Genomic DNA, 25,863 nt, shown 5'->3' with positions numbered 1-25,863 from the left:
GTATTTAGCCTGAATTTAATATCATGTTTTATAATATAAAATTAAAATATTTCTACAGTAAAATATTAGCAGAGATCAAAATTATTGGATTATGATCATTAAATTACCGATTAAATTTCTGGTCGATATCAATATAAAATTAAGGCGCGCAGTTCGGGTGCGCCCCTTAATTTCCGTAGTAATGTTTTATTCCACTTCAAGAATACGGCAGGTGTTAGTGCTGCCAATTGTCCCCATTTGGTCGCCTTGAGTAACCAGAACAAGGTCGCCGGAAATCAGATAACCTTTATCACGCAGACGGTTAACGGCCTCATTAGCGGCTGTTATGCCGTCAGTATGACTGCTGCAATAAACGGGTGTAACGCCACGGTAAAGCGCCGTTTGATTCAACGTTTTTTCATGACGCGACATAGAGAAAATGTGCAAACCAGAACTGATGCGGGACATCATCCGAGTGGTGCGACCTGATTCGGTCATTGCGATAATTGCCTTCACACCTCTTAGATGGTTTGCTGCATACATGGTAGACATGGCAATGGCTTCTTCGGTGCTTTCGAAAATAGTGTCTAACCGATGTTTGGATACATTGAGTCCCGGCATTTTTTCTGCCCCCAAACAGACCTGAGCCATGGCAGCAACCGTTTCAGCCGGGTATTGTCCTGCGGCTGTCTCAGCGGAAAGCATCACTGCGTCAGTACCGTCAAGCACTGCGTTCGCTACATCCATAACTTCTGCACGGGTAGGCATTGGATTGGTAATCATGGATTCCATCATCTGGGTAGCGGTAATGACGACGCGATTCAATTGGCGGGCACGACGGATCAATTTTTTCTGAACACCGACCAGTTCTGGATCACCGATTTCTACGCCGAGATCACCACGGGCAACCATTACAACATCGGAAGCCAGAATAATTTCGTCAATGATTTCATCACTACTGACGGCTTCTGCACGTTCAACTTTTGCCACGATTTGCGTTTCGCAGCCGGCATCCCGCGCCAGACGGCGGGCATAATTGAGATCTTCGCCAGTGCGAGGGAAAGAGACGGCGAGGTAATCAACGCCAATTTTGGCGGCGGTGATAATGTCTTCTTTATCCTTTTCGGTCAGAGCTTCAGCGGATAAGCCTCCACCGAGTTTGTTGATTCCTTTATTGTTAGACAGCGGGCCGCCAACAGTGACTTCCGTGAATACTTTCATGCCCTGAACTTCTAATACTTTCAGTTGAACACGTCCATCGTCCAGCAGCAGAATATCACCCGGTACAACATCAGCGGGTAATCCCTTGTAATCGATACCGACTTTCTCTTTATTGCCTTCGCCTTTGTTAAGGTTGGCATCAAGTAGAAATTTATCTCCGACATTCAGGAAAATTTTGCCCTCTTTAAATGTTGATACGCGGATTTTAGGTCCCTGAAGATCGCCAAGAATAGCGACATGGCGGCCCAGGCGGGCTGCTATTTCGCGGACTTTATTGGCACGTTGGAGGTGATCTTCTGCCGTGCCGTGGGAAAAGTTGAGGCGGACTACGTTTGCACCAGCAATAATAATTTTTTCAAGGTTATTATCGCGGTCGGTAGCCGGACCAAGGGTAGTAACAATCTTCGTTCTTCTGAGCCGTCTGGACATGTATTACTCCGTTGACCTGTGAGTATTGGTTATACCCGTTATCTTTCAAGTTGCTTCTTTATTGGCTGTACTCACCCCGGTCACAGAGTTAGCTATGCTCCCGGGAATTCGCTCCCTTGCCGTCGCGATCCATCTTGAAATCCATTGGGTATAGATAAAAATAATCAATAATCTATTAATTATCCTATAAAACGAGTAAGAAAACCTCTTCGGCAATCCAACTATCAAGGCTGGTTACAGATTACATTTTTAAAATTACCGTTAGTATATGCTATCAGTCTAACAATTTAATAAATAGTGAACAAAAACACAGCATTATTCTAGAAGTTATTTATCTAGTATACGTGCCATTTGTTCATCTGTTTATTTTGTTCTTATTTATATAATAGCTTAAATATTTGTATATATTAGCATTTTTATGCTAAATGGCGCAGTGTGGAAGGTAGTAAGGCTTCCTATGGCATACTGATCGGGGATAACCGATGATGTTTGATCGGTATTTTTGGATGAATGTCGTCACCAAGAAGAAGGGGCAGTGATATTGATGAGTAAATTAGGTCCGTTGGATTGCATTAACGGTGCGAACATTCTGAAACACAGGATAGAGTTCCAGTTGGTGGATGAGCGTGCTGGCTTAAAGAAAACTCAAATAACTTGACAATGAGTAGCTGCCTAAGCTAATTCATTATTCATAATAAATGATGGATAATATTTTACTCTGTCATGTCACCGGGTAAACCTTAATTCAGTCTATCCTACATAGTATTCAGTCATATGTTCTCTGTACCTACGGAGATGAACCATAAATGAAGTGATAGTTCAATTTATTTCAACCACTGTTCCCTGTGCTCACGGGGATGAGAACGGAATTAACCTCAGGGTCGAGTGAATATCAGTAGCAATGCTATTGGTGACTGGAAAATAAAATAACTTGATAAGGGTTATCTGCCAACTCTATCTAAATATGAACAATGGATTATCGCTTTGTTATGTCAGCGGGTAAATCCTGATGTTTTCTATCCTAATAATCCTAAGTACCTGTTCTTCGTATCTACGGAGATGAACCGAGAATAACAGCGTGGTCATTCGATTGCTCACTCAATAGCTATTTAACCAGAGAGAATACCCTACTCTCCGAATTTTCCACTAAGAATGGTTAATATCAAACTAACACTTCAAGATTATAGATAATCATTATCATTTGTAATTAATAATAAATATCAATATGATTGTTATTATTTTTAATCGGCGGTTTTTTTACTTTCAACAAGGAAACAGTTATGCCAGTTTTTCCCTTTCCATTTAAGCCATCTGGACACTCATATGGATTTATTGGAGCCTACGACGTCATGCGTGGAAAGTCTCCAGGCACATATTTTAACAAAACTGACGCCGACTTATTACCATACCATGGTGGTATAACAATAAAGGTAGCGCCATCAGGAACGGAATATACAAATGCTGCGGGAGTTGTTAGTAAATCTCCATTTGGGCACGCATGGGTTGAATTCCAGGGAGAATCTATCGGATGGGGTTTAGGTGACGATAAGAAAGTCGGAGGGGTTGATAACCTTACATTTCGAGACTCTATGGCCTACGATCCATCAAAGGTTGTCAGTGTCACATATCCATTATATTCAGAACCTGTTGTTGGTAATATAGAGAGATACATTTATGAATTGAAAAATGGTAACTTTTCAGGTTTCAAAAAAGATTATAATCTCCTGACTAATAATTGTATCGATTTTGTAAACTCTATTTTAGAAATCACAGAGTATGATAATGAAATACATTATTTAGATTACATTCAACCATTACACGGATTAACTCCAGATGGGGTGATACATCTTTTAGATTTAGATCCAAATCAGGTGAAAGAGATTATTGAACAACACATTGATGAATTTGAAAACAAAGAAACACCACTTGTTATTGACTTGACCGGTGACGGCATTACTACGATACTAGAAAACGGTAATCTCTTTTTTGATCACGATAATAACGGCATTATTGAAAGTTCGGGATGGATAGAGTCAAGCAGTGCTTTTTTAGTGTGGGATAAAAATAAAGATGGGAAAATAAACAATGGAAGTGAGTTGTTTGGGAATAACTCAATATTAAAGAATGGAAACAAAGCAGATAATGGATTCACGGCATTAGCTGATCTGGATGATAACGGTGATGGTATTTTTGACCAGAATGATAGCCTATGGCATTCATTAGAGTTATGGATTGATGCGAATCGTGATGCGATAACTGACAGCGGAGAGTTACATAAATTAAGTGAATCAGGGATTTCATCTATCAATCTTGCGTATAAAGAAGATGGATTCAAAGATGTTAACGGTAATATCCATGGGTTGGAAAGTACCGTGAACTGGGATAATGGAAATGTGACTCAGATAGTGGATGTGTATTTTGCAGTGAATAAAAATAACACCATTGACTCAGTTACCCCTTACGTTGACATCATCGGGGTAAATGAGACCTTGAGTGAAGCCATTTTATGATTAATTTTTTTTTAAAAAACAAAAAGAACTTTATTTTTTCTTTGTTACTTTTAGCTTTTACGGTGCAGAGTGCTCACATGAATAGACATAATATTCCATCAGCTATATTTAATTACCCGGATGATTTTTTATCAGCATTATCTATCCCGATGCCTAAAAATGAAAATGACTATTTTGAGTTGGTAAGTAAAGCAGACGCCGGAGATCCAGAAGCAAATTGGATGCTCGCTGTAATACAACAAACTGTAGGTCATTATCAGGAGGCCAGTGAACGGTATCATTTATCTATTTCCAGAAATGATAAATATAAGACAGAGTCTATGGTTAACTTAGGGTTTATTCTTGAAAAAGAAAATAAATTCTTTGAAGCTCGGTCTCTTTTTGAACAAGCCGGAGAAAGTGGTAATTTTGAAGGTTATCGTACTATTGGGACTAATTATTTGAATGGTATAGGAGTAACCCAAGACTTTAATAAGGCGGCGGAATATTATAAGAAAGCAAGTCAAATTGGATGTGATGAATGTACACGTTTTATTAATAATTGGGATGAAATTGTTAAATTAAAAAAATCAGAAAAATAAATTTCGACTTGAAATAAATGGCGTAATTTTTTTTGATTAAAATCATCTAAAAATACGGCAGCTAAAATTTCCTTCTTGATAAAAGAAGGAAATAATGGCCGCAGATGATGAATAAAAAACTGAATTAAAAATTTATTATTGCTATTTTTGTTGTTAATTAGAACTAATTAATTTTAAACAGGTAAAAAAGTATGTTGAGATATTTCAAGCAGCAAGGGAATGCTGAGTTTAAAAAAATGGAAAAGACATCGGACTGAATTAGTTAATACTCATTTTATCGATATTTTTGCAAGTCTCACGTTAGTGATGGTGAAGGAATTATTGTGAAATTACACTTTCCGAAAGGGGAAATCACGGACGTTATCCGTGCGCGCAGCAAAATATTTTGGACTATCGGTTTATTTACCGCCTTCATCAACCTTCTGATGCTGGTTCCTTCTATCTATATGCTGCAAGTCTATGATCGAGTATTGCCCTCCAGTAATGAAATGACTTTGTTAATGTTGACGCTGATTACTCTTGGTATGTTTGCCATCATGGGCGGGTTGGAATATATCCGAAGCATGGTAGTGATACGCATTGGTAATCAATTTGATATGAATCTGAATCAACGAGTTTATACCGCTTCGTATGAATCCAACTTAAAAAATGGTTCAACAAATGCCGGCCAGATGCTCAATGATTTGGCGACTATCCGCCAGTTTCTCACAGGAAATGCGCTGTTTGCTTTTTTTGATGCCCCTTGGTTTCCCGTTTATTTGTGTGTCATTTTTTTATTCAGCCCGTATTTAGGTTTGTTGGCATTAGTTGGCGCTATTATTCTGATTTCTCTAGCGGTATTGAACCCGTGGTTATCTCAGTCTCCTTTAGCTGAAGCAAGTCAGCTTTCTTTACGCTCAACTAATTTAGCCAGTACTAATTTGCGTAATGCCGAAGTCATCGAAGCGCTTGGAATGTTATCCGCATTGCGTCATCGTTGGTTTGGGTTGCATGAGCGTTTTCTGAATTTTCAGCGTATTGCCAGTGAACGCGCCGCGTCCATTACAGCGTTAACTAAAACAGTACGTATGGCTTTACAGTCGTTGATTTTGGGCTTGGGGGGCTGGTTGGCAATTCAAGGAAATATCACACCAGGAATGATGATTGCAGGCTCTATTTTAATGGGAAAGACGTTATCTCCGATTGAGCAGCTAATACAGGCATGGAAGAGCTGGAGTGCCGCACGTTTATCATGGCAGCGGTTAGATACATTATTGCAAGCCCAACCCGAACGTAAAAAAGGCATATCATTGCCTCCTCCTAAGGGATCATTGTTGTTAGAGAATGTATCTGCAATGCCTCCCGGAACAGTACGTTCAGATCAAAACCAGACGCCGAAAAACAATGCCTATGTTTTGCAAAATCTTAATTTCGTTCTAAACAGCGGTGAAATTTTGGGAATAATTGGTCCCAGCGCATCCGGAAAATCCACATTAGCACGTTTATTGGTCGGAATTTGGCCTACTCAAGAAGGCGTAGTGTGGCTTGATGGGGCCGATAGTTACGATATCGTTTAGAATGTGGGGATGACATTGGTAAATTGACCAGTGCAGATTATTTACAGACACTCAATGAGCAATAGGCGATCGCTGACTGCGCAATCGTTGCGAGTCAGCCTGACAGTAAAGGTTTCAGACCGGGGGAAAGCCAATCTTATCAAAACGTGAATTTCGTAGTGCTTCTTTGACTCTTTTTAAGTTATCTCTGAATGTTGTGCCACGACGCAGGGTAAATCCGGTAGCTAGAACATCGATAACAGTTAATTGGGCGATTCTTGAAACCATTGGCATATAGATATCCGTATCTTCCGGTACATCCAGAAGAATGGCGAGCGTTGCTTCGCGAGCAAGTGGGGAATTTTGTGAGGTAATCGCGATGACCGTTGCATTATTTTCACGCGCAAGTTGTGCCGCTTCAACCAGGCTTTTCGTCCTGCCAGTATGGGATATCAACACGACTACATCATCTTCGGCACTGTTAATACAGCTCATCCGTTGCATCACAACGTCATCAAAATAAATAACCGGAATATTGAACCGGAAGAATTTATTCATTGCATCATGAGCAACAGCGGCAGAAGCACCTAAGCCAAAAAATGAGATTTTCCGGGCCTGAGTCAGTAAATCGACAGCCCGATTAACCGCAGTGATATCCAAATTGTTTTTTACCGTGTCCAGCGTCGCCATTACTGATTCAAATATCTTATTGGTGTAGGCGCTAACAGTGTCACTTTCTTCAACATTACGGTTTACATAAGGCGTGCCATTGGCAAGGCTTTGGGCCAGATGGAGTTTGAAATCGGGGAAACCTTTGGTATCCAGACGACGGCAAAAACGGTTAACGGTTGGTTCACTGACTTGTGCCATTTTTGCCAGCGTTGCAATACTGGAATGAATTGCTGTTTGCGGTGAAGCCAGAATAATTTGCGCCACTTTTTTTTCTGATTTACTCAAGAATTCAATACTGTTTTGCACCCGTTCCAGTGTGTTCATAAAACGTAGTTACCTATGGTTTTAACGATTTCATTCAAAGGAGAAATCTATGTAAGTTTTATGAAAATATACTACTAGTAAATTGAAGCTGGCAGCAGGAAATCACAATAATTTAATATTTTTCATAAAAGTATGACAAGTGTCTAACTTTCATATTAGTAATTATCTTTCATATAAGTTGCAAAATTACATATGAATATAACTATTCAGTGGTGGTAGCCCCCGTTGTTAATGGAAGATTAGAGTTATTTACTATAGCTGTTTACGCGCTATAACCAAAAGGGTACATTATTGGTTAAGGCTGTAACAAAATTACAATATCCCGCAATGAGGAGATGCAATATGGCGGTTACTTCCACAGCTCAGGCTTGTGATTTAGTAATTTTTGGGGCTAAAGGGGATTTGGCTCGCCGGAAATTATTACCTTCCCTTTATCAGCTCGAGAAAGCGGGTTATATCCATCCTGAAACACGGATTATTGGTGTGGGTCGGGCTGATTGGGATAAAAAAGCTTATACCAAAGTTGTTGAAGAAGCTTTAAATACATTTTTGCCGGAAGAATTAGATCCAAAGTTATGGCAGACGTTGAGTGCACGTTTGGCGTTTTGTAACCTGGATGTGAACGAAAAGGAAGATTTCACCAGACTGAAAAAAATTCTTAAGCAAGATAACCGGCCTGCAATCCACTATTTTGCGATGCCACCAAGCACTTTTGGTGCTGTTTGCCACGGATTGGGTCTTGCGGGGTTGAATAAAGAGCCAAACCGAGTTGTGATGGAAAAGCCTCTGGGGACGGATCTTGAGTCATCCAAAGCCATTAATGATGAGGTTGCTAAATATTTCAATGAGTGTCAGGTTTACCGCATTGACCATTATCTGGGCAAGGAAACGGTATTAAACCTGTTAGCACTGCGTTTTGCCAATTCGTTGTTTGTCAATAACTGGGATCACCGGACAATTGATCATGTACAAATTACAGTAGCGGAAGAAGTCGGTATTGAAGGTCGTTGGGGTTATTTTGATCAAGCCGGGCAGATGCGCGATATGATTCAAAATCATCTGTTACAAATTCTAACTATGATTGCTATGTCCCCACCGGCAGATTTGACAACAGACCATATCCGTGATGAGAAAGTGAAAGTATTGCGTTCCCTGCGTCGTATTGATCGCACCAATGTGCGGGAGAAAACGGTACGCGGTCAGTACACCGCCGGTTTTGTACAAGGGAGTAAAGTTCCGGGTTATCTGGAAGAAGAGGGCGCGAATCAGTCTAGCAGGACAGAAACTTTTGTCTCTATCCGTGTCGATATTGATGACTGGCGTTGGGCCGGGGTGCCTTTCTATCTGAGAACCGGTAAACGATTGCCAACTAAATGTTCTGAAGTGGTGGTTTATTTTAAGAAACCAGCGTTGAATCTGTTTTCTGAATCTTATCAACAATTACCGCAAAACAAGCTGACTATTCGTTTGCAACCGGATGAAGGTATTGATATTGAAGTGCTGAATAAAGCACCGGGGCTTGAACATAAGCACCGTTTGCAAACCACCAAGCTGGATCTGAGTTTTTCTGAAACTTTCAATCATATTCCGTTAGCAGATGCTTATGAAAGGCTGCTGCTGGAAGCTATGCGTGGTATTCAGGCGTTATTCGTTCGTCGTGATGAAGTGGAGGAAGCCTGGAAGTGGGTTGATTCCATTATGGAGGCATGGGTGGCAGATAATGACGCTCCTAAGCCTTATCAGGCGGGAACATGGGGGCCAGTTGCTTCTGTTGCTATGATCACTCGTGATGGCCGTTCGTGGAATGAGTTTGAGTAACCGGCAATAAATGAGGAACGCATAACCCCAATAGATTTCAAGATGCAGCGCGGCGGCAAGTGAACGCAGCCAACAAAGCAGCAACTTGAAAGATGAAGGGTATACCTTCATTGAGGCTCAAGCCGCGTTATAAGCGGCTTGGTCTTATCGGTTTATACTGATATCTGCGCTGTTTTTTTATTCATTTTGTGATGTTAGACGAGAAAAGAATAAAATTGAATAATTGCTTTCTATTATTCCATATGGTAGAAGTATCAAAGTAACCGACACTATAACTATGAGGATTCTTAGTATATCGCACAGATTGTCGGTGCGATGAAAGAATAAAATACCATGAACAGCGGCAAAAGCGTCAAGTTTCAAAGTTCCACCCACGTACTTTTCCTTTCTGCCATTTTATCCAGTGAACATTACTGGTGCGGTGCATTGTAGCGTCTGACTCCTGTTAACCGGTTTTCAACCGGTGTTTCTGTTTCGTCAAAACATCAGGTTATTTATTTTTCATCTCATGCGTAGGTGGGATTAGATTATTTGTGACTTGTGTCTTGACGTGCATATTTGCGTGTTCAGGAGAAAGAAAATGATTTATTGGTTATTCCTTGCAATGGCAATTGTTACCGAAGTTATCGGTACCTTATCGATGAAACATGCCAGTGTTTCCGGTGGTGTAGCTGGCATGGCAGTTATGTACATCATGATCGCCACATCCTATATCTTGCTGGCAATGGCAGTGAAAAAAGTTGCATTGGGCGTTGCGTATGCTTTGTGGGAAGGTGTTGGCATTCTATTTATTACTGTTTTTAGTGTGATGTGGTTTGATGAATCACTGTCATTGATGAAAGTGGGCGGTTTGGCTCTGCTGGTGACAGGAATTATGCTGATTAAATCTGGCACTAAAAAAGCCACGGTCAAAAAATCAGCTGAGGCAATGAAACAGATGGCAAGTAAGGCTGTCAGTGCCGCAACCACCAAAAACAGTAAAATAAAGGAGGCATAACATGTTGCAACAATTTGAATGGTGGCATGCTGCGTTTCTGTTTCTTGCTGTAGTGTTAGAAATTTTAGCGAATATTTTACTAAAATTTTCTGATGGTTTCAGACGTCCTTGGATGGGCATTCTCTCACTTATTGCTGTCCTTGGGGCTTTCAGTGCGCTTGCTCAGGCAGTGAAGGGAATTGAGCTTTCTATTGCTTATGCTTTGTGGGGGGCTTTCGGTATTATCGTAACAGTTGCAGCTGGTTGGATTATGTTTAATCAACGTTTGAATTGTAAAGGTTGGGGGGGAATTGCTTTATTGCTGTTGGGGATGGTGATGATCAAGATGGCTTAAGCCATAGTGTAACCCAATCTGGGGGAGTGTGATTTACAGCGATTGTTTTAATTTTTTAGCTTCTGATGCAGCTTATAATTATTTTTTCTCTGCTCAGATATTTTAATTAAATACTGTATGTCGCCTCCCTCTTTAATTTTAAAAATCAGGGCAAAGATATATATCTGCTGGTATACAACTATTTTGCATAATAGCCAGCAGATATAGATAAAATGACTTTTAGCAAGTAAAACATACATCTGGTGTATGACCATCTTTCGAACGACAGCCAGGGCACCAAGATTGAACGATATGGAGACCATCACCCATATCCCTCATGCCAAAGTCTTCATAGCGATAGAAAATGTGTTGACCAATTGAGACAGAACAAGATGGGCAACTTTTGTAGAGCTTGCCTTCTAGTTCTGCAACAATTGAATCATGAAAGGAACAATTACAACTTGAACAAACATCCATAGAATGCTCCATACCAAGTGATAAAAGTTAGGCCACGTTGATATTCACTAAACAATGGCCAGGCACTTATGTGCTTATTAGAAAGTATGGATGACTCATAAGCATAATTCAATATTTGAAGTGTAAATATAGAAAATCCGTTTGGTGTATTAACTTTGTCAGATGAAATAAACTCTCTTTATTATAAACAGTAGTGGTGATTATTTTGTTTAAATTTATTATTAAAGTCTTATTAGTTACTTAAACATGGCATAATTTAAAGTTATTTTAAAAAAGGGCCATTGTTAGAGTCGATGTTTTGGTCTGAGAGATTGATTTATAGTAAGTTTTGGTATCAAATTTTTGTCAGCTATTGTCTGCAAAGCTGGGAATATATCTGAAACAGTAAAATATATTCCCAATGGATTTCAAGATGGATCGCGACGGCAAGGGAGAGAGTGCAGCCAACAAAAAGGCAACTTGAAAGATAACGGGATAACTACGGGTAATAAGGAATATCCCGAGATTAATATTAAATTCCCGCGATAATTTTTATTTCGACTTTATATTTGGGGTTCATCAGTTTGGCTTCAATTGTGCAGCGCACGGGCGCACTTCCTGCGACAACCCATGCATCCCAGACGGTGTTCATACCGGCAAAGTCTTCTGTATCAGCCAGAAAAATAGTGGCATCGATAATTTTACTTTTATCAGAACCAAGGCGCTGTAACATGATATCAATAGCGGCCAGTGTATCAGCCATCTGCTCCGTAATATCACCATCCAGTTTTTCTGGGACACTGGTGTAATAAATGGTTTTGTTGTGGATTACTGCTTCGGACCAGCGATCTTGTGGATCAATACGTTCAATTTTCATGGATACCTCTTTAAGTTAACGACTATATCTGCCGGATTTTGGGTGGTGATCAGGGAATAGTATTGGCATAATCTCCATCCATTCTATTAAAAGAGACGGTCTGTGTCAGACGATTTTGCGAAAAACGGTACGCTTGCTAAAGCAATAAAAGGTTTCAAACCCCGTGATGCTCAACGAGAAATGGCTGTTGCTATTAAGTGTGCAATTAAAAACCATCAACAATTGGTGGTAGAGGCGGGCACAGGAACGGGTAAGACATTTGCTTATCTGGTGCCTGCATTGCGTTCTGGGCAAAAAGTGATTATTTCTACTGGTTCCAAAGCATTACAGGATCAGCTTTATAATCGTGACTTGCCGACTGTTGCTGAGGCAATTAATTTCTCTGGTAAACTGGCACTGTTAAAAGGCCGTTCAAATTATCTTTGCCTGGAACGACTGGAACAGAATTCTTTTAGCGGAGGGCAACTGGAAGCGGAAGTTCTGTCAGATATGGTTCGATTGAAAAGCTGGTCTTCGCAAACGGAAGAGGGGGATATCAGCACTTGCCATCAGATAGCGGAAGATAGCCAGGTTTGGCCGTTGGTAACCAGCACTAATGATAATTGCCTTGGCAGTGATTGTCCGAGTTATCAGGAATGCTTTGTTTTGAAAGCTCGTCGTCGGGCAATGGATGCGGATGTGATCGTTGTCAACCATCATCTGTTTATGGCGGATATGGTGGTGAAAGAAACTGGATTCGGTGAGTTGATCCCACAAGCGGAAGTCAAGATATTTGATGAGGCACATCAAATTCCCGATATCGCTAGTCAATATTTTGGTCAGCAATTAAGCAGTCGCCAGCTAATGGATCTATCCAGAGATATTATTATGGCGTACCGCACGGAAGTACGGGATCAAGCTCAGTTACAAAAGAGCGCAGATCGCCTAAGTCAGAGTACACAGGATTTCCGGCTGGCGTTGGGCGAGAATGGTTATCGTGGCAATTTGCGAGAGTTATTGCAAAATACGCATGTGCAACGGGCACTCGTATTGCTTGATGATGCACTTGAGCTTTGTTATGACGTGATGAAATTATCTTTAGGGCGTTCAGTTATGCTGGATGCTGCATTTGAAAGAGCGACAGTTTATCGTAATCGCCTTAAGCGTTTGAAAGAGGTGACCATCCCCGGTTACAGTTATTGGTTTGAAAGTTATGGTCGCCATTTTCTTCTGGCGTTGACACCTTTGTCAGTTTCCGACAAATTCAGTGAAATTATTAATGAGCAATCCAGCTGTTGGGTTTTTACGTCAGCCACATTATCTGTTAACGAACAGCTTTCACATTTCACCGAACGGCTTGGGCTAAAACAAGCAAAGACCTTATTATTGCCAAGTCCATTTGATTATCAGAGTCAGACACTACTTTGTGTTCCTCGGCATTTGCCGTCACCTAATCAGGCGGGTGGTGCAAAATGGTTGGCGAAGATGCTTAAGCCGCTGATTGAAACTAATAAAGGCCGTTGTTTCTTTTTATGTACTTCACACCAGATGATGCGCAGTTTGGCTGAAGAGTTCCGTGCCAGCATGACATTGCCGATTTTAGTTCAGGGTGAAACCAGCAAAAGTCAGCTACTTTCGCAGTTTATTTCTGCCGGCAATGCGTTATTAGTGGCAACCAGCAGTTTTTGGGAAGGTGTAGATGTGCGGGGTGATGCGCTTTCTTGTGTCATTATCGATAAGTTGCCATTTACGGCGCCGGATGATCCATTATTAAAAGCGCGTATTGAAGATTGTCAGCTAAAAGGTGGTGATGCATTTAATGAAGTTCAGCTGCCAGATGCGGTTATCAGCCTGAAACAAGGTGTCGGGCGGCTTATTCGTGATGTCGATGATTATGGTGTGGTCGTGATTTGTGATAACCGACTGGTGATGCGTCCTTATGGCGAAGTGTTTCTTAGCAGTTTACCCCCTTCGCCACGAACTCGTGATTTAACAAAAGCCGTTGCTTTCCTTGAGGCTCGGCAATCTTCTTGAATCAAAGAGGAAAAAGATAGGTTAATTGAAAAGGGGCATTTTTCAGAGGTGATTAAATAGGGTTAAAAAGTATCGTAGTGGGGCATTTGCTGCAATTCACGAAACGATGGAGGCATTGAGTGAAATAGGGGGTGTCAATAAGCAAACTATGCGTGAGTTTGATGCCGCCTGTTTGCCCCCCATAGAATCATTATCTCCAGAGGAAATACGTTTTCTTCGTGAGCGGGAACATTTGTCACAACCTGTTTTTGCCCGGTATTTAAATGTGAGTAAAAATCTTATATCGGATTGGGAGCGAGGGACAAAAAAAACAGAGGGCCGGCTCTTGGTTGCTTACGATAGTTAAGAAGAATGGTATTCAGGCCATTGCGTAACGTAATTAAGAATGTTCCATGTTGTGAAAGTAGTAAATAGCCGGCTTATGGCCGTCTGCTGGGTAAAATAGACAAAGTTATGATAAGATAGCGCCTTATTTCGAATTATATATTACTTGCCGAGGTTAAGGCATGTCCACACGAATTCTGGCTATTGATACTGCAACGGAAGCCTGTTCAGTTGCTCTTTGGAATAATGGTGCCGTTTTGGCACAGTTTGAAATTTCTCCACGTGAACACACACAACGTATTTTACCTATGGTCCAATCTGTTCTGGCAGAAGCGGGTGTCAGTTTACAGCAACTTGATGCCCTAGCTTTTGGTCGTGGACCGGGTAGTTTTACTGGTGTGCGTATTGGTGTTGGTATTGCTCAGGGGTTGGCTCTGGGAGCTGAATTGCCGGTAATTGGTGTTTCAACGCTCAATACAATGGCACAAGGTGTTTTTCGTCTGACAGGATCAACCCAAGTATTAACGGCTATTGATGCCCGGATGGGGGAAATTTACTGGGGGCAATATGTTCGTAATCAGAGAGGTGAATGGCAGGGCAATGAAACAGAAGCCGTGCTGAAACCGGAGCGGGTACAGGAGATTATGGCTTCATTGAATGGAGATTGGGTGATTGCTGGTACTGGCTGGCAGGCTTATCCTCAATTGGTGACAAGTCATTTAACGCTAACTGATAGTGATATCACATTACCTCATGCTGAAGATATGTTACCCCTGGCTGTGCAGATGTGGCGGAACGGTGAGATAACGGCCGTAGAACACGCTGAACCGGTATACTTACGTAATGAAGTTACTTGGAAAAAATTACCGGGCCGTTAAGCATCGATTGATGAAACTTGTAGTAAAACAAAGCATCAAATAAATAGAGTTATTTTGATCGTATTATTGGATCAATTTTCAGGAGAAGGTGGTTATGTTAAAAGTAATAAACTGCCGAATGAGTATTCAAGCACTAGTCGTATTAGCTGTTGTCATGCTCACAGGTTGTATCTCTGTTCCTGATTCAGTAAAAGGAACGTCACCATCACCAGTTCAAGATCTGCTTTCTGTTAAGAATGCACCTGAGTTGTTTATCGGTCAGGAAGGGAGGTTTGGTGGTAAGGTACTTGATGTGGTGAATGAAAATCATCGTACCCGTCTGGAGATATCGTCATTGCCATTAGCATCAGATGCCAGTCCAGAATTGCATGAGCCTTCTTTCGGTCGTGTCTATGCTTATGTTAATAACTTTCTTGAGCCTGATGATTTTAAAGGAAATTACGTCACTGTTGTTGGCCCGATAATGGGGTTGGAGAAGGGTAAAATTGGTCATGCGGATCACGCCTATGTTGTGATTAATGCAACGGGCTATCAACGTTGGAAGACTGTTCAGCGGGTATTGGTGCCTTATAATTCTGGGGCCTGGAATTATTATGGTTATCCATATTATTCAGGTTGGGGATGGAATTGGTATTATCCCGATCCAGCGTCTGTTGAGACTATTTTGACCCGGTGAGCTAATTTCAATACCGGGAACTGTTAATAAGCAGTTTATGGGTGCCGTAATCTAATTTTGTTGAAACCGCCGCATTTATGTGGCGGTTATTTATGTCGCTATTTTTGGGGGTATTATCGTTAACTTCATTGCAATCCTTGTACCCAAGCCAGCGGTTGCTTCCTTAGCCAAAGTTTTCCGTAATTCATCAGGAATATCACCCGATTCTATACCCAATAGATTTCAAGTTGCAGTGCGGCGGCAAGTGAACGCATCCCCAGGAGCATAGATAACTATGTGACTGGGGTAAGTAAACGCAGCCAACAAAGCAGCAGCTTGAAAGATGAAGGGTATAGTACTACAAAACCAAATTTATCATATAATCTGCGGCTTGGCATAAAATCGCGGAAAGTTGTGAGATAAAGTGCCGTTTTGTCGTGCTGCTTTAATTTTTCGATGATTGAATTAAGAAGGGCACTGGCAATGCCCTTGCCATTATATTCAGGTAGTACATCAATCTCAGCTAACAGAGTTAATTGATTTGAAAAGCGGATTAGCGCGAATCCGACCCGTTTTTGATCACTTTCTGCTACCCAAAGTCGTTGTTCTTGAACTGCTGATTCAATTTCATGTACAGGCAAGGTTTGACTACAGAGTGTTTTCGGCAGTAGTTCATCTGGAAAAAGGGAAGCCGCTTGTCGTTCTATACCCAATAGATTTCAAGATGCATCGCGACGGCAAGGGAGCGAATCCCCAGGAGCATAGATAACTCTGTGACTGGGGTGAGTGAGTGCAGCCAACAAAGAGGCAACTTGAAAGATAACAGGTATATATCGCTGATGGTAACACCATCTTCATAGCTCGCCATTCTGATCGTTATGTTGTTCATAATCATGTTTTATTAGTTTTGGTTTTTTAATAATGTATTGGAATAGATGAAAGCAATAAATACTATTCTAAAAATGCTATCTTAAGTGAAAATGTATCGGTCAATGTATAATCAATAGCTACAAGGTTAAATGTTAACCATGGCAATAATATACTGATAATTAAAAATAATTTACAGACGGCACAGTTCTCTTCGTTTTCTGTATGAAGAGTTAACATTAAATTAGTGATGTATATCTCAACCTGAACAATGTTTCTTTTTTAAACTGGTACGCTGAGTTAATAATTTGTTAAAACAAGGCGTGCGTTATTTATTAGGCGAGTGATAACATAGCAATTATAAAATTTCAGGAGTACTACCTTGGAGAAAGTCTGGCTAAAGCATTATCCGGCAGATATCCCTATGGAAATTGATCCGGATCGTTATGCATCATTGGTTGAGATGTTTGAAAATGCCGTTGCGCACTATGCAGATCAACCTGCGTATATAAATATGGGTGAGGTTATGACCTTCCGTAAGTTAGAAGAGCGTAGCCGGGCGTTTGCCGCTTATTTACAAAATGGTTTGGGATTAAGCAAAGGGGATCGTATTGCACTGATGATGCCAAACTTGTTGCAATATCCTGTTGCTCTGTTTGGTGCTTTGCGCGCAGGTTTGATTGCTGTAAACGTCAACCCGTTGTATACGCCACGTGAGCTTGAACATCAGCTTAATGACAGTGGTGCTTCAGCCATTGTGATCGTTTCTAACTTTGCTCATACACTGGAAAAGGTCGTTTTTAATACCAGAGTTAAACATGTTATTTTGACTCGTATGGGTGATCAGCTAGCTCGTCCTAAAGGTACATTGGTTGATTTTGCTGTGAAATATATCAAACGACTGGTACCGAAGTATCACCTGCCTGATGCTATCTCATTTCGTTGTGCGATACACAAAGGTTATCGCATGCAATATGTGAAGCCGGATATTAACGGTGATGATTTGGCTTTCTTGCAATACACTGGCGGCACTACTGGCGTTGCTAAAGGGGCAATGCTGAGTCACCGTAACATGCTAGCGAATCTTGAACAGGCAAAAGCAGTTTATTCACCATTACTGCGTGTAGGTCAGGAGCTAATAGTTACTGCGTTGCCGCTTTATCATATATTCGCGTTAATGGTGAACTGTTTGCTACTTATTTACGTGGGTGGATGTAATCTTCTGATTACTAACCCGCGTGATATTTCAGGGACAGCTAAAGAATTGGGTCGTTATCCATTTACTGCAGTGACTGGAGTGAATACGTTATTTAACGCCTGGTTGAATAACGAAGAATTTAAGAAGCTTGATTTTTCCGAATTGCGTCTTGTTGTTGGTGGTGGTATGCCAGTTCAGAAAACAGTGGCTGAGAAGTGGGCTGAAGTGACTGGAAGGACTCTTCTTGAGGGCTATGGTTTGACAGAGTGTTCACCACTAGTTTCCTGTAATCCTTACAACGTGAAAAATTACACGGGTAGTATAGGTTTTCCAGTGTCTTCAACAGAAATCAAACTTACCGATGATGATGGTAATGAGGTTCCAATAGGCCAACAGGGGGAGCTGTGGGTCCGTGGCCCACAAGTTATGGTGGGTTATTGGAATCGTCCTGATGCGACAGAAGAGGTATTGAAAGATGGTTGGGTCGCGACGGGTGATATTGCGAATATTAATGAGCAAGGTTTTATTCATATCGTAGATCGTAAAAAAGATATGATTTTGGTTTCTGGTTTTAATGTATATCCTAATGAAGTTGAAGATGTTGTATCAGCTCACCCGAAAGTGCTAGAGTCAGCAGCAATAGGCGTACCAAGTGAAAGCTCAGGTGAAACCGTCAAAGTGTTTGTGGTTCGCAGAGAGCCTGGATTGACCGAGGATGAGCTTAAAACGCATTGTCGTCGTTATTTGACTGGGTATAAAGTACCTAAGATCATTGAGTTCCGGGATGAATTACCTAAATCTAATGTGGGTAAAATTCTTCGGAGGGAACTACGAGGTGAAGAGGAAAAAGTAAGGAATGCGATTGTAGCTTGATCCTTTTCATAATACTTATGAGCACGACAACGCCGGATAAAACCGGCGTTGTCGTGCTTACTCCATAATGGCTAAGAGAACTATGTTTTGAATTATCAGTTGATCACCACAGATGCTCAGTTGCAACAAGTCTGCGAAAGAGCGAAAGAACACTCAAAAATAGCATTGGATACTGAATTTGTACGCACACGGACGTATTACCCACAATTAGGTTTGATACAACTGTATGATGGCGAGCAACTGTCTCTGATAGATCCACTTAATATCACCAACTGGCAACCTTTTCGTGAATTAATTACCAATCCTCAGATATTGAAGTTTTTGCACGCGGGTAGTGAAGATTTGGAAGTCTTTCTGAATGCTTTTCAATGTTTACCGGAGCCGATGGTAGATACTCAAGTCCTTGCCGCTTTTATCGGGCATCCTCTTTCATGTGGTTTTGCCGCATTAGTGGCTGAATATATCCATGTCGAACTGGATAAAAGCGAATCTCGTACTGACTGGCTTGCTCGTCCGTTAAGTGAAAAGCAGTGCGAATATGCGGCAGCGGATGTTTATTATCTGCTGCCTTTGGCTGATATTTTGATGACTGCAACAACGCAAGCCGGATATATGGAGGCAGCGATTGGGGAATGTGAGCTTATCAGTCAACGTCGCAGGGAAATATTAGCCCCGGAATGTGCTTATAAACAGATAGGTAATATCTGTCAATTACGTCCCCAGCAGCTTGCGTGTTTGAAAAAGCTGGCGGCATGGCGTTTGAATCAGGCCAGAGAGCGTAATTTGGCTGTGAATTTTGTTATTCGTGAAGAAAATCTGTGGCAGGTAGCGCGTTATATGCCAACCTCTTTGGCGGAGTTGGATGCATTGGGGTTAAGTGGGCAGGAGATTCGTTGTCATGGGCGTCGCTTGTTGGCAATGGTGGTTGAAAGTGAAAAGATTCCAGAAAGCGAGTGTCCTCCACCAGTGACAAACTTGATTGATCAACCTGGTTATCGCCAAGCGTTTAAGGATATTAAGGCACTGATCAGTCAGATAAGTGAATGGCATAAATTTAATTCAGAATTACTGGCGTCTCGTCGTCAGATTAATCAGTTACTCAGTGCTCACTGGAAGTTGAAGCGATTAAATGGCAAACCTGAATTGCTCAGTGGGTGGCGAGGAGAATGGTTGGCAGAACCCGTCGCAGAGATTCTGTCGAATTATCCTAATTAACACGCATCAGATGAGAGCAGTTGCTTTAGCCTGCTCGATATCAGGCTAAAGCACGTGGGTGGGGTTCTCATTTAGAGTTACCCCATCTCAGGCTGTCACATAATCGACTTGGCTATCTTGGCTATAATGATAAAACAACCTTGTTTACCCACGTTATTTCTGAGCTTCTTCTGTTTCAGGTAATGTTATATTCAACTCCAGTACGGAGATGTCATCACCTTTCTGCTCAAATTGCACTGAGAGCATTTCAGGATCTACTTGTATATATTTACATATTACAGCCAGAATATCCCGTTTCATGTCAGGCAGATAGGCTGGTTCAGAATCACCGCGGCGTCGTTCCGCCACAATGATTTGCAGTCGCTCTTTAGCGATGTTGGCTGTCGGCTTTTTCCTCGACAGAAAAAAATCTAGTAAGGCCATGTTTTACCCCCCAAACAGGCGTTTTAAGAAGCCTTTTTTCTCTTCTTCAATGAAACGAAAAGGACGCTCTTCGCCCAATAAACGTTCAACAGTATCTGCATACGCTTTTCCTGCATCGGATTCCGTATCTAAAATAACAGGCTCTCCTTGGTTGGATGAACGCAACACAGATTGATCTTCAGGAATCACACCAATTAAAGGAATGCATAAAATTTCCAGAACGTCTTCCATACTGAGCATATCACCACGGCTTACACGCCCTGGATTATAACGGGTTAGGAGTAGATGCTCTTTAATTGGATCTTCACCGCGTTCAGCGCGTCGTGATTTAGAGGCTAAAATGCCCAGAATGCGGTCTGAATCACGCACTGAAGAGACTTCAGGGTTAGTTGTGATAATGGCTTCATCAGCAAAATAGAGTGCTATTAATGCACCACTTTCAATTCCGGCTGGAGAATCACAGATAATAAAATCAAAACCTTGTTTATCCAGATCGAGCAGAACTTGCTCGACCCTTTCAGAAGTGAGAGCATCTTTATCGCGGGTTTGTGATGCAGGTAAGATATAAAGATTCTCGGTACGTTTATCCTTGATTAATGCTTGATTAAGTGAGACGTCACCTTGAATAACGTTTACGAAGTCATAAACCACGCGACGTTCACATCCCATAATGAGATCGAGGTTACGTAGACCGATATCAAAATCGATAACAACGGTTTTTTTACCTCTTTGAGCAAGGCCAGTAGCAATGGCCGCGCTTGAAGTGGTTTTGCCAACGCCACCTTTACCTGATGTAACAACAATAATGCGTGCCATGAAGTAATTCCTTATTAAAAGGGCTAGATTAAAGGTTCGATAGTTAATTCATTATTTATCAGGCTAAGTTTTGCGGCTTTTCCTGCTAATTCAGTTGGGATTTTATCGCCGAGCCAATATTGTCCTGCGATAGAGACTAACTCGGCGTTTAAATGAGTGCAAAAAACCAGGCATTCCTGATCACCGGATGCACCGGCTAATGCTCGGCCTCGCATCATGCCATAGATATGAATATTGCCGTCCGCAATCAATTCTGCACCGGCACTCACATTGCTAGTGACAATAAGATCACTTCCTTGCGCATAAATTCTCTGGCCTGAACGAACAGGTAAATTAATTATGCGAGTTTTTTTAGCCGTAGGTTCTGCCGGTTTATTTTCCTGTACCGGAACTTTTTGTTTTTTGCCTTCATTCAACAGCGGTAAGGATGCTTTTATTGCCGCCTGGCGTTGCTTTTCATCACGGCAACCGCTAATTCCGACAATACGGAATCCTGCTGAATCAATAGCATGATGTAGAGCTTTTAGATCAGCTTCTGCCGGCAGAGCGGAGATATTAATGACAACAGGCGCATTTTTCAGGAAATCCGGTGCTTGTTCCACCTTTCCCTGTAGGGCCTGTAGAATAATTTCAGGTTGATCATTGTATAGATGAACGACTGAAAGTGTAAAATTACTGCCTTTTAGCTCAATTGGCGACTGTGACATCTATCCTGACTCAGATTCAGCAAATTTGAGATCCCCAGAAACAACATCTGGGATGCGATATTTTGAAATACAATAAGCATGTTATAATTACTGAATTATTCAAGCAAGTCGCAGCCTTAATTTAAAAGAGTTTATTATAATGATTTGTGTGATTTACAGAAGCCCGAAGCGGGAGCAAACATATCTTTATGTTGAAAAAAGAGATAATTTCTCTCGTGTTCCTGAGGAGTTACTGAAAAGCTTTGGTCGGCCTCAATATGCAATGATGATTTCCCTAGCAGACAGGAAAAAACTGGCAGGTGCTGATATAGAAAAAGTAAAAATATCGTTAATTGAACAGGGTTTTTACCTGCAAATCCCACCTCCGGTCGAAAACTTAATGAATCAACATTTGAACCAGATGGAAAAATAAGGAAAATCTGAGGATTTGATGGGTGAAATTGACCGTCATTGTGGTTTTATTAACCACTTCAATATTAACGGGTACGGTGTTTCAAGGGAAAATAACGTAGAGTTGTACCGGTTGGGCCATCGAGCAATCAATATATACCTGTTATCTTTCAAGTTGCTTCTTTGTTGGCTGCACTCACTCACCCCGGTCACATAGTTATCTATGCTCCCGGGGATTCGCTCCCTTGCCGTCGCGATCCATCTTGAAATCTATTGGGTATAGAGGATAAATTTCCTCTGAATGCCGCAGACTCGTTATTCCTGATGATGTAGTGTAACAAATGCTATAATCAGAGGTACCTGACAAACCAGACAGAGTGAGAAATGGGTATGTATCAGCACAGAGACTGGCAGGGCGCATTACTGGATCTTCCAGTCAATAAAGTTGTTTGCGTTGGCAGTAATTACGCCAAACATATTAAAGAGATGGGTTTTCAACCGCCGGAAGAGCCGGTCATTTTTATTAAACCGGAAACTGCGCTGTGTGATATACATCAGCCAATTGCAATTCCAAAAGATTTTGGTGTTGTTCATCATGAAGTTGAACTGGCTGTGCTGATTGGTACACAGTTGAAACAAGCAAATGAGGAGCGTGTTGGTATAGCGATTGCTGGTTTTGCTGTCGCATTGGATCTTACCTTGCGTGATTTGCAGTCTAAATTTAAGAAAATAGGTCAGCCGTGGGAAAAAAGTAAAGCGTTTGATGGTTCTTGCCCGATATCTGGCTTTATTCGGATGGGTAGTTTTGGTGATCCACAAAATGCTCAGCTTTCACTGACAGTTAATGATGAACTGCGGCAGAATGGTAATACCAACGATATGTTGACCCCTATCATTCCTCTGATCAGCTATATGTCGCACTTTTTCACTTTGCGGCCAGGAGATGTGATTCTCACTGGTACACCGGAAGGTGTTGGATCACTGGAATCCGGTGATACGTTGAAGGTTACTCTGAATGATAATTCACTCACCACAAGAGTGATTTGAATAATATAAGGAATAGTAGAAGTTATGTCTCAGCCTTTCTGGCAGGTAAAAACTCTGGATCAGATGACGGATGAAGAATGGGAATCATTATGTGATGGATGTGGACAGTGTTGTCTGCATAAGTTGATGGATGATGATACCGATGAGATTTATTTCACTAACGTTGCCTGTAATCAGCTCAATATAAAAACCTGTCAGTGTAAAAATTATGAAGACCGTTTTAGATATGAGCCGGACTGTATCAAACTGACTCGTTACAATTTGCCAACTTTTGAATGGTTGCCAATGACTTGTGCATATCGTTTGCTTGAAGAAGGAAAGTCTTTGTTACCTTGGCATCCACTGATTAGAGGTTCTAAATCAGCAATGCATAGCGAAAGGATTTCTGTCAGGCATATTGCAGTACGGGAAATTGATGTTGTGGAATGGGAAGACCATATCATTAATAAGCCAGAATAATGATTTAATTGACTGTAATTTAATAAATTATGTTTCTATGTTTCCCCGTGGAGCTGTTTGGGATCTTGCTCCAGAGCTAGTTATCCAAGGGGTGTATCTATCGAAATTAACTAAAGGTTGATTGTATATAATTGCATCTATACTATTACCGTTAGGTAATTAAACCTGTGGTTTATTAGAGGAAGCATAAAATATGCCAAGATATTCGGAAAACATAGAAAAAATTACCAATGATTTCAGTTGGTTAAATGAGCCAGAGCTCAACTGTGCTCTTTATAGTATTTTTGATTCCTCTGGTACTGATATTGTGCAGGATGTGAATGAGCTCATTCTTCCACCGGGCTACCGATTGGTCAGGGTTGATAGCAGGTTAGATTTGGATATAGATGAGCCTCACTTTGAATTAGCGTTGCTGAGTGACGATGCAAAAGAAGTTGTTTATTACAACAAAGTCATTGTGATGAATGATTTGGTGCTTAATTGCAGTCCTGCGTCGCAAACGCTTGTGTGGCGAACGAAAAAACCAAAACATAAAGCGGCGTTAAGTGATTTAGCAGCTAAAATCTTTTTCCACTATCTAATTAAAACATATGATGTAGTTGCTTCAAACGTCAACCAAATAATAGATGATATCTCTTTTTGGCAAGCTCGAATGTATGAAGCATTACAGTTTGGGCTCTATGTTTACGGTTATGATGTTATGACTTGTGAATTGAGAAATATCTTAACTGAGGATGATGTTGGTAAAGAGCAGAGTTGGCTATGGGGTGATGCAGAGTATTATATGGATAGATTAGCGATTATTTCCAAGATCAAATTACCTGATAAGTAATTAATTGTACTATGTTATATCTGAGGTTAATATAATGGTTCGAACTAACTCGAACCATTATCAATTAATTAGAAAGATTAATTAGAAAGCACTGGAAACCCAAGAACTAATTCTCTCGAAGAAAGATTTAATTGATTCCCATGCTTTACTTAGCCATTCAGTGAGTTGCCGGGCCGCCTCAAGAATAAAGCTGGAAATTCTACCAAACAGGTTGGAAAAAAATGTGCTAGTTTTTTCCATAAAGCTTTGTATTGCCGCTCTGGCTTCCGGGTATTGTAAGCCAAATTTAATCGCTTTATCGTAACTTGAATCAATTTGTCTGTTATTCTCGTCTTTGGTTCTTTGGCGAGATTTATTCATATTATCGATCCAGTCTTGGTCTGCATTATCTGGATCAGAGATAATCGCGTTTTGATATTTCTGGGTGCTGTCAGTTACACTTGTCTTAGAAACTTTTGTTATTGAATTAGCACCAGATTTCACTGAATCTTTCAATTCATTAACAATACCATCTATTTCCTTATTTTCGGTAATATTTATATTTTCATATTGTTCCTCAAGTATATTTGCATATTCCTGGAGTTCAGGTGTCGATGGTGCAAATGGTTTAATGTTAGGATTATCTAATATACGTTTTGCGTGTTGACGCATTTCGTTCATTAGGTCGATAAATTGGATATCAGTAAGTGTAATATCGGACATGGATTATTTCCTTGTATTTAGTTAGTAAACTATTTATTAAATTAAAAAAGTATAGAATTATTTATGTAAATTGGTAGAAATAAGTTAAAAATAAGCTGTATTATCTATATCTATTTTTGTCGATCTTGGTTTAATATATTCAAAAATGAATATATTAATTTAGATACTCATTTCTGGCGGTGCCGGAGAATGTTTTCCGGCACCTGAAACAAAAAACGTTTTAATAAAGAAAGTGTTATCCAGATTAATCCCGAAAATCCTAATCCTAAAAACGTTTAATGCTAGCCATATAACTTATTTTTCTAATTACTGAACATAATCCTTTAATTTATAAACCAGCGTATTATTATCGTGGGATAGTGTCAGTTTTTGATTTTTTAGTGTGACTTTAACGCCATCAGCCAATACCTTACCAATCAGGTAATCCCATTTGTTCAATTTATCATCAGCGCAAAGCATCTGAGTGCTGGCCAAATCTTTAACGGTCAATATACTATTTTTCAGTTTGCCTTGGCCCATAAAGAGATTACACATAGAACCAGAAACATGCATTTTTTCACCGAATTCAATGGTTGGTACGCGACCATCTTGATTTTTCGCACTTTCGCCATTAACACTTACCAGGACAAATCTGTGATGCTGTAAATCACCGACCGACACGTTTTCTACCGCTGAGGCTTGAAATGTGGCGAGCAATAAAGTTGCTGTTGCCAAAGGTAGTATTTTTTTCATATTTATCTCCTAATATATTA

The 25,863-nt window shown here is 40.7% G+C and carries 24 protein-coding genes and 1 pseudogene; 16 read left to right on the top strand and 9 right to left on the bottom strand.

The genetic code is table 11. The annotated features are described in order from the left end of the window. Positions 1 to 186: 186 nt before the first annotated feature. Positions 187 to 1,629: a pyruvate kinase gene (pyk, locus tag AM629_RS04680; RefSeq protein WP_054476597.1), complete on the bottom strand. Its 1,443-nt coding sequence runs from the start codon at positions 1,627 to 1,629 to the stop codon at positions 187 to 189. Positions 1,630 to 2,909: 1,280 nt separating this feature from the next. Between pyk and AM629_RS04675 the strand changes: the two genes are divergently transcribed. The 3 genes and pseudogenes from AM629_RS04675 to AM629_RS04665 all read left to right on the top strand — a co-directional run. Beyond that, positions 2,910 to 4,139 carry an SPM autocatalytic domain-containing protein gene (locus tag AM629_RS04675; RefSeq protein WP_235525399.1) on the top strand — a complete coding sequence of 410 codons (1,230 nt, stop codon included), beginning with the start codon at positions 2,910 to 2,912 and terminating at the stop codon, positions 4,137 to 4,139. Positions 4,140 to 4,216: 77 nt separating this feature from the next. After that, the gene (locus tag AM629_RS04670) at positions 4,217 to 4,720 is read left to right on the top strand and encodes a tetratricopeptide repeat protein (RefSeq protein ID WP_235525398.1); all 504 of its coding nucleotides are present in this window, start codon (positions 4,217 to 4,219) and stop codon (positions 4,718 to 4,720) included. A gap of 323 nt (positions 4,721 to 5,043) precedes the next feature. Then, positions 5,044 to 6,264 (top strand): annotated as a pseudogene (locus tag AM629_RS04665) (type I secretion system permease/ATPase); the annotation flags it as partial. Between the two features lie 126 nt (positions 6,265 to 6,390). Here AM629_RS04665 and AM629_RS04660 read toward each other — a convergent pair. After that, positions 6,391 to 7,251, bottom strand: a complete 861-nt coding sequence (locus AM629_RS04660) for a MurR/RpiR family transcriptional regulator (protein ID WP_054476594.1) — start codon at positions 7,249 to 7,251, stop codon at positions 6,391 to 6,393. A 342-nt stretch (positions 7,252 to 7,593) separates the two neighbouring features. On the opposite strand from AM629_RS04660, the gene zwf reads away from it, so the two are divergent. The 3 genes from zwf to mdtI all read left to right on the top strand — a co-directional run bounded on the left by zwf (position 7,594) and on the right by mdtI (position 10,400). Continuing rightward, positions 7,594 to 9,069 (top strand): glucose-6-phosphate dehydrogenase, encoded by a 1,476-nt coding sequence (gene zwf / locus AM629_RS04655; RefSeq protein WP_054476592.1) that lies wholly within the window; start codon positions 7,594 to 7,596, stop codon positions 9,067 to 9,069. A 580-nt stretch (positions 9,070 to 9,649) separates the two neighbouring features. Continuing rightward, positions 9,650 to 10,066, top strand: coding sequence for a multidrug/spermidine efflux SMR transporter subunit MdtJ (mdtJ, locus tag AM629_RS04650; RefSeq protein ID WP_054476590.1), 417 nt, complete (start codon positions 9,650 to 9,652; stop codon positions 10,064 to 10,066). Position 10,067: 1 nt separating this feature from the next. Further along, positions 10,068 to 10,400 (top strand): multidrug/spermidine efflux SMR transporter subunit MdtI, encoded by a 333-nt coding sequence (gene mdtI / locus AM629_RS04645; RefSeq protein ID WP_054476587.1) that lies wholly within the window; start codon positions 10,068 to 10,070, stop codon positions 10,398 to 10,400. Between the two features lie 967 nt (positions 10,401 to 11,367). On the opposite strand, the gene AM629_RS04635 is transcribed toward mdtI, so the two are convergent. After that, positions 11,368 to 11,712 (bottom strand): RidA family protein, encoded by a 345-nt coding sequence (locus tag AM629_RS04635; RefSeq protein WP_054476583.1) that lies wholly within the window; start codon positions 11,710 to 11,712, stop codon positions 11,368 to 11,370. Positions 11,713 to 11,814: 102 nt separating this feature from the next. Between AM629_RS04635 and AM629_RS04630 the strand changes: the two genes are divergently transcribed. From AM629_RS04630 to AM629_RS04615, 4 genes are all read left to right on the top strand, one after another. Further along, on the top strand, positions 11,815 to 13,725 hold the full coding sequence (locus tag AM629_RS04630; protein WP_054476580.1) for a DNA repair helicase YoaA: 1,911 nt from the start codon (positions 11,815 to 11,817) through the stop codon (positions 13,723 to 13,725). 106 nt (positions 13,726 to 13,831) lie between these two features. Further along, positions 13,832 to 14,071 carry a helix-turn-helix domain-containing protein gene (locus AM629_RS25180; protein WP_420806655.1) on the top strand — a complete coding sequence of 80 codons (240 nt, stop codon included), beginning with the start codon at positions 13,832 to 13,834 and terminating at the stop codon, positions 14,069 to 14,071. A 160-nt stretch (positions 14,072 to 14,231) separates the two neighbouring features. Continuing rightward, positions 14,232 to 14,927 (top strand): tRNA (adenosine(37)-N6)-threonylcarbamoyltransferase complex dimerization subunit type 1 TsaB, encoded by a 696-nt coding sequence (gene tsaB, locus AM629_RS04620; RefSeq protein ID WP_054476578.1) that lies wholly within the window; start codon positions 14,232 to 14,234, stop codon positions 14,925 to 14,927. 94 nt (positions 14,928 to 15,021) lie between these two features. Then, positions 15,022 to 15,603: a Slp family lipoprotein gene (locus AM629_RS04615; RefSeq protein WP_054476576.1), complete on the top strand. Its 582-nt coding sequence runs from the start codon at positions 15,022 to 15,024 to the stop codon at positions 15,601 to 15,603. A gap of 272 nt (positions 15,604 to 15,875) precedes the next feature. Here AM629_RS04615 and AM629_RS04610 read toward each other — a convergent pair whose 3' ends face one another. Beyond that, entirely contained in the window at positions 15,876 to 16,295 is a 420-nt protein-coding gene (locus AM629_RS04610) for a GNAT family N-acetyltransferase (protein WP_054476574.1), read from the bottom strand. 536 nt (positions 16,296 to 16,831) lie between these two features. Between AM629_RS04610 and fadD the strand changes: the two genes are divergently transcribed. Further along, positions 16,832 to 18,520 (top strand): long-chain-fatty-acid--CoA ligase FadD, encoded by a 1,689-nt coding sequence (gene fadD, locus AM629_RS04605; RefSeq protein ID WP_054476573.1) that lies wholly within the window; start codon positions 16,832 to 16,834, stop codon positions 18,518 to 18,520. An 87-nt stretch (positions 18,521 to 18,607) separates the two neighbouring features. Beyond that, the gene (rnd, locus tag AM629_RS04600; protein ID WP_054476571.1) at positions 18,608 to 19,735 is read left to right on the top strand and encodes a ribonuclease D; all 1,128 of its coding nucleotides are present in this window, start codon (positions 18,608 to 18,610) and stop codon (positions 19,733 to 19,735) included. A gap of 153 nt (positions 19,736 to 19,888) precedes the next feature. On the opposite strand, the gene minE is transcribed toward rnd, so the two are convergent. Genes minE through minC form a run of 3 tightly spaced genes read right to left on the bottom strand, consistent with a single transcriptional unit; the run spans position 19,889 to position 21,681 of the window. After that, positions 19,889 to 20,158 (bottom strand): cell division topological specificity factor MinE, encoded by a 270-nt coding sequence (gene minE / locus AM629_RS04595; RefSeq protein ID WP_054476569.1) that lies wholly within the window; start codon positions 20,156 to 20,158, stop codon positions 19,889 to 19,891. Between the two features lie 3 nt (positions 20,159 to 20,161). Further along, positions 20,162 to 20,974 (bottom strand): septum site-determining protein MinD, encoded by an 813-nt coding sequence (minD, locus tag AM629_RS04590; protein WP_054476567.1) that lies wholly within the window; start codon positions 20,972 to 20,974, stop codon positions 20,162 to 20,164. Between the two features lie 23 nt (positions 20,975 to 20,997). Then, entirely contained in the window at positions 20,998 to 21,681 is a 684-nt protein-coding gene (gene minC, locus AM629_RS04585; protein WP_054476565.1) for a septum site-determining protein MinC, read from the bottom strand. A gap of 139 nt (positions 21,682 to 21,820) precedes the next feature. Between minC and AM629_RS04580 the strand changes: the two genes are divergently transcribed. The 4 genes from AM629_RS04580 (at position 21,821) to AM629_RS04565 (ending at position 24,409) form a co-directional block, all read left to right on the top strand. Next, entirely contained in the window at positions 21,821 to 22,093 is a 273-nt protein-coding gene (locus AM629_RS04580) for a YcgL domain-containing protein (protein ID WP_054476563.1), read from the top strand. A 368-nt stretch (positions 22,094 to 22,461) separates the two neighbouring features. After that, positions 22,462 to 23,118 (top strand): fumarylacetoacetate hydrolase family protein, encoded by a 657-nt coding sequence (locus tag AM629_RS04575; RefSeq protein ID WP_054476561.1) that lies wholly within the window; start codon positions 22,462 to 22,464, stop codon positions 23,116 to 23,118. A gap of 24 nt (positions 23,119 to 23,142) precedes the next feature. Continuing rightward, on the top strand, positions 23,143 to 23,577 hold the full coding sequence (locus AM629_RS04570) for a cysteine cluster protein YcgN (protein WP_054476560.1): 435 nt from the start codon (positions 23,143 to 23,145) through the stop codon (positions 23,575 to 23,577). A 193-nt stretch (positions 23,578 to 23,770) separates the two neighbouring features. Then, entirely contained in the window at positions 23,771 to 24,409 is a 639-nt protein-coding gene (locus AM629_RS04565) for a hypothetical protein (RefSeq protein WP_054476558.1), read from the top strand. An 81-nt stretch (positions 24,410 to 24,490) separates the two neighbouring features. On the opposite strand, the gene AM629_RS04560 is transcribed toward AM629_RS04565, so the two are convergent. Beyond that, positions 24,491 to 25,111: a hypothetical protein gene (locus AM629_RS04560; RefSeq protein WP_054476556.1), complete on the bottom strand. Its 621-nt coding sequence runs from the start codon at positions 25,109 to 25,111 to the stop codon at positions 24,491 to 24,493. 306 nt (positions 25,112 to 25,417) lie between these two features. Then, positions 25,418 to 25,843, bottom strand: coding sequence for a heat shock protein HslJ (gene hslJ / locus AM629_RS04555; RefSeq protein ID WP_054476554.1), 426 nt, complete (start codon positions 25,841 to 25,843; stop codon positions 25,418 to 25,420). Between the last annotated feature and the right edge of the window lie 20 nt (positions 25,844 to 25,863).

It is taken from the genome of Photorhabdus heterorhabditis (assembly GCF_001280945.1).
GTDB lineage: Bacteria > Pseudomonadota > Gammaproteobacteria > Enterobacterales > Enterobacteriaceae > Photorhabdus > Photorhabdus heterorhabditis.
This window is presented reverse-complemented; position numbering and strand designations above follow the sequence as displayed.

Bases quoted from the DNA above. Each gene is read 5' to 3' on its own strand.
- pyk (WP_054476597.1), bottom strand. From the start codon at position 1,629: ATGTCCAGACGGCTCAGAAGAACGAAGATTGTTACTACCCTTGGTCCG.
- AM629_RS04675 (WP_235525399.1), top strand. From the start codon at position 2,910: ATGCCAGTTTTTCCCTTTCCATTTAAGCCATCTGGACACTCATATGGA.
- AM629_RS04670 (WP_235525398.1), top strand. From the start codon at position 4,217: ATGAATAGACATAATATTCCATCAGCTATATTTAATTACCCGGATGAT.
- AM629_RS04660 (WP_054476594.1), bottom strand. From the start codon at position 7,251: ATGAACACACTGGAACGGGTGCAAAACAGTATTGAATTCTTGAGTAAA.
- zwf (WP_054476592.1), top strand. From the start codon at position 7,594: ATGGCGGTTACTTCCACAGCTCAGGCTTGTGATTTAGTAATTTTTGGG.
- mdtJ (WP_054476590.1), top strand. From the start codon at position 9,650: ATGATTTATTGGTTATTCCTTGCAATGGCAATTGTTACCGAAGTTATC.
- mdtI (WP_054476587.1), top strand. From the start codon at position 10,068: ATGTTGCAACAATTTGAATGGTGGCATGCTGCGTTTCTGTTTCTTGCT.
- AM629_RS04635 (WP_054476583.1), bottom strand. From the start codon at position 11,712: ATGAAAATTGAACGTATTGATCCACAAGATCGCTGGTCCGAAGCAGTA.
- AM629_RS25180 (WP_420806655.1), top strand. From the start codon at position 13,832: ATGGAGGCATTGAGTGAAATAGGGGGTGTCAATAAGCAAACTATGCGT.
- tsaB (WP_054476578.1), top strand. From the start codon at position 14,232: ATGTCCACACGAATTCTGGCTATTGATACTGCAACGGAAGCCTGTTCA.
- AM629_RS04615 (WP_054476576.1), top strand. From the start codon at position 15,022: ATGTTAAAAGTAATAAACTGCCGAATGAGTATTCAAGCACTAGTCGTA.
- minE (WP_054476569.1), bottom strand. From the start codon at position 20,158: ATGGCCTTACTAGATTTTTTTCTGTCGAGGAAAAAGCCGACAGCCAAC.
- minD (WP_054476567.1), bottom strand. From the start codon at position 20,974: ATGGCACGCATTATTGTTGTTACATCAGGTAAAGGTGGCGTTGGCAAA.
- minC (WP_054476565.1), bottom strand. From the start codon at position 21,681: ATGTCACAGTCGCCAATTGAGCTAAAAGGCAGTAATTTTACACTTTCA.
- AM629_RS04580 (WP_054476563.1), top strand. From the start codon at position 21,821: ATGATTTGTGTGATTTACAGAAGCCCGAAGCGGGAGCAAACATATCTT.
- AM629_RS04575 (WP_054476561.1), top strand. From the start codon at position 22,462: ATGTATCAGCACAGAGACTGGCAGGGCGCATTACTGGATCTTCCAGTC.
- AM629_RS04570 (WP_054476560.1), top strand. From the start codon at position 23,143: ATGTCTCAGCCTTTCTGGCAGGTAAAAACTCTGGATCAGATGACGGAT.
- AM629_RS04565 (WP_054476558.1), top strand. From the start codon at position 23,771: ATGCCAAGATATTCGGAAAACATAGAAAAAATTACCAATGATTTCAGT.
- AM629_RS04560 (WP_054476556.1), bottom strand. From the start codon at position 25,111: ATGTCCGATATTACACTTACTGATATCCAATTTATCGACCTAATGAAC.
- hslJ (WP_054476554.1), bottom strand. From the start codon at position 25,843: ATGAAAAAAATACTACCTTTGGCAACAGCAACTTTATTGCTCGCCACA.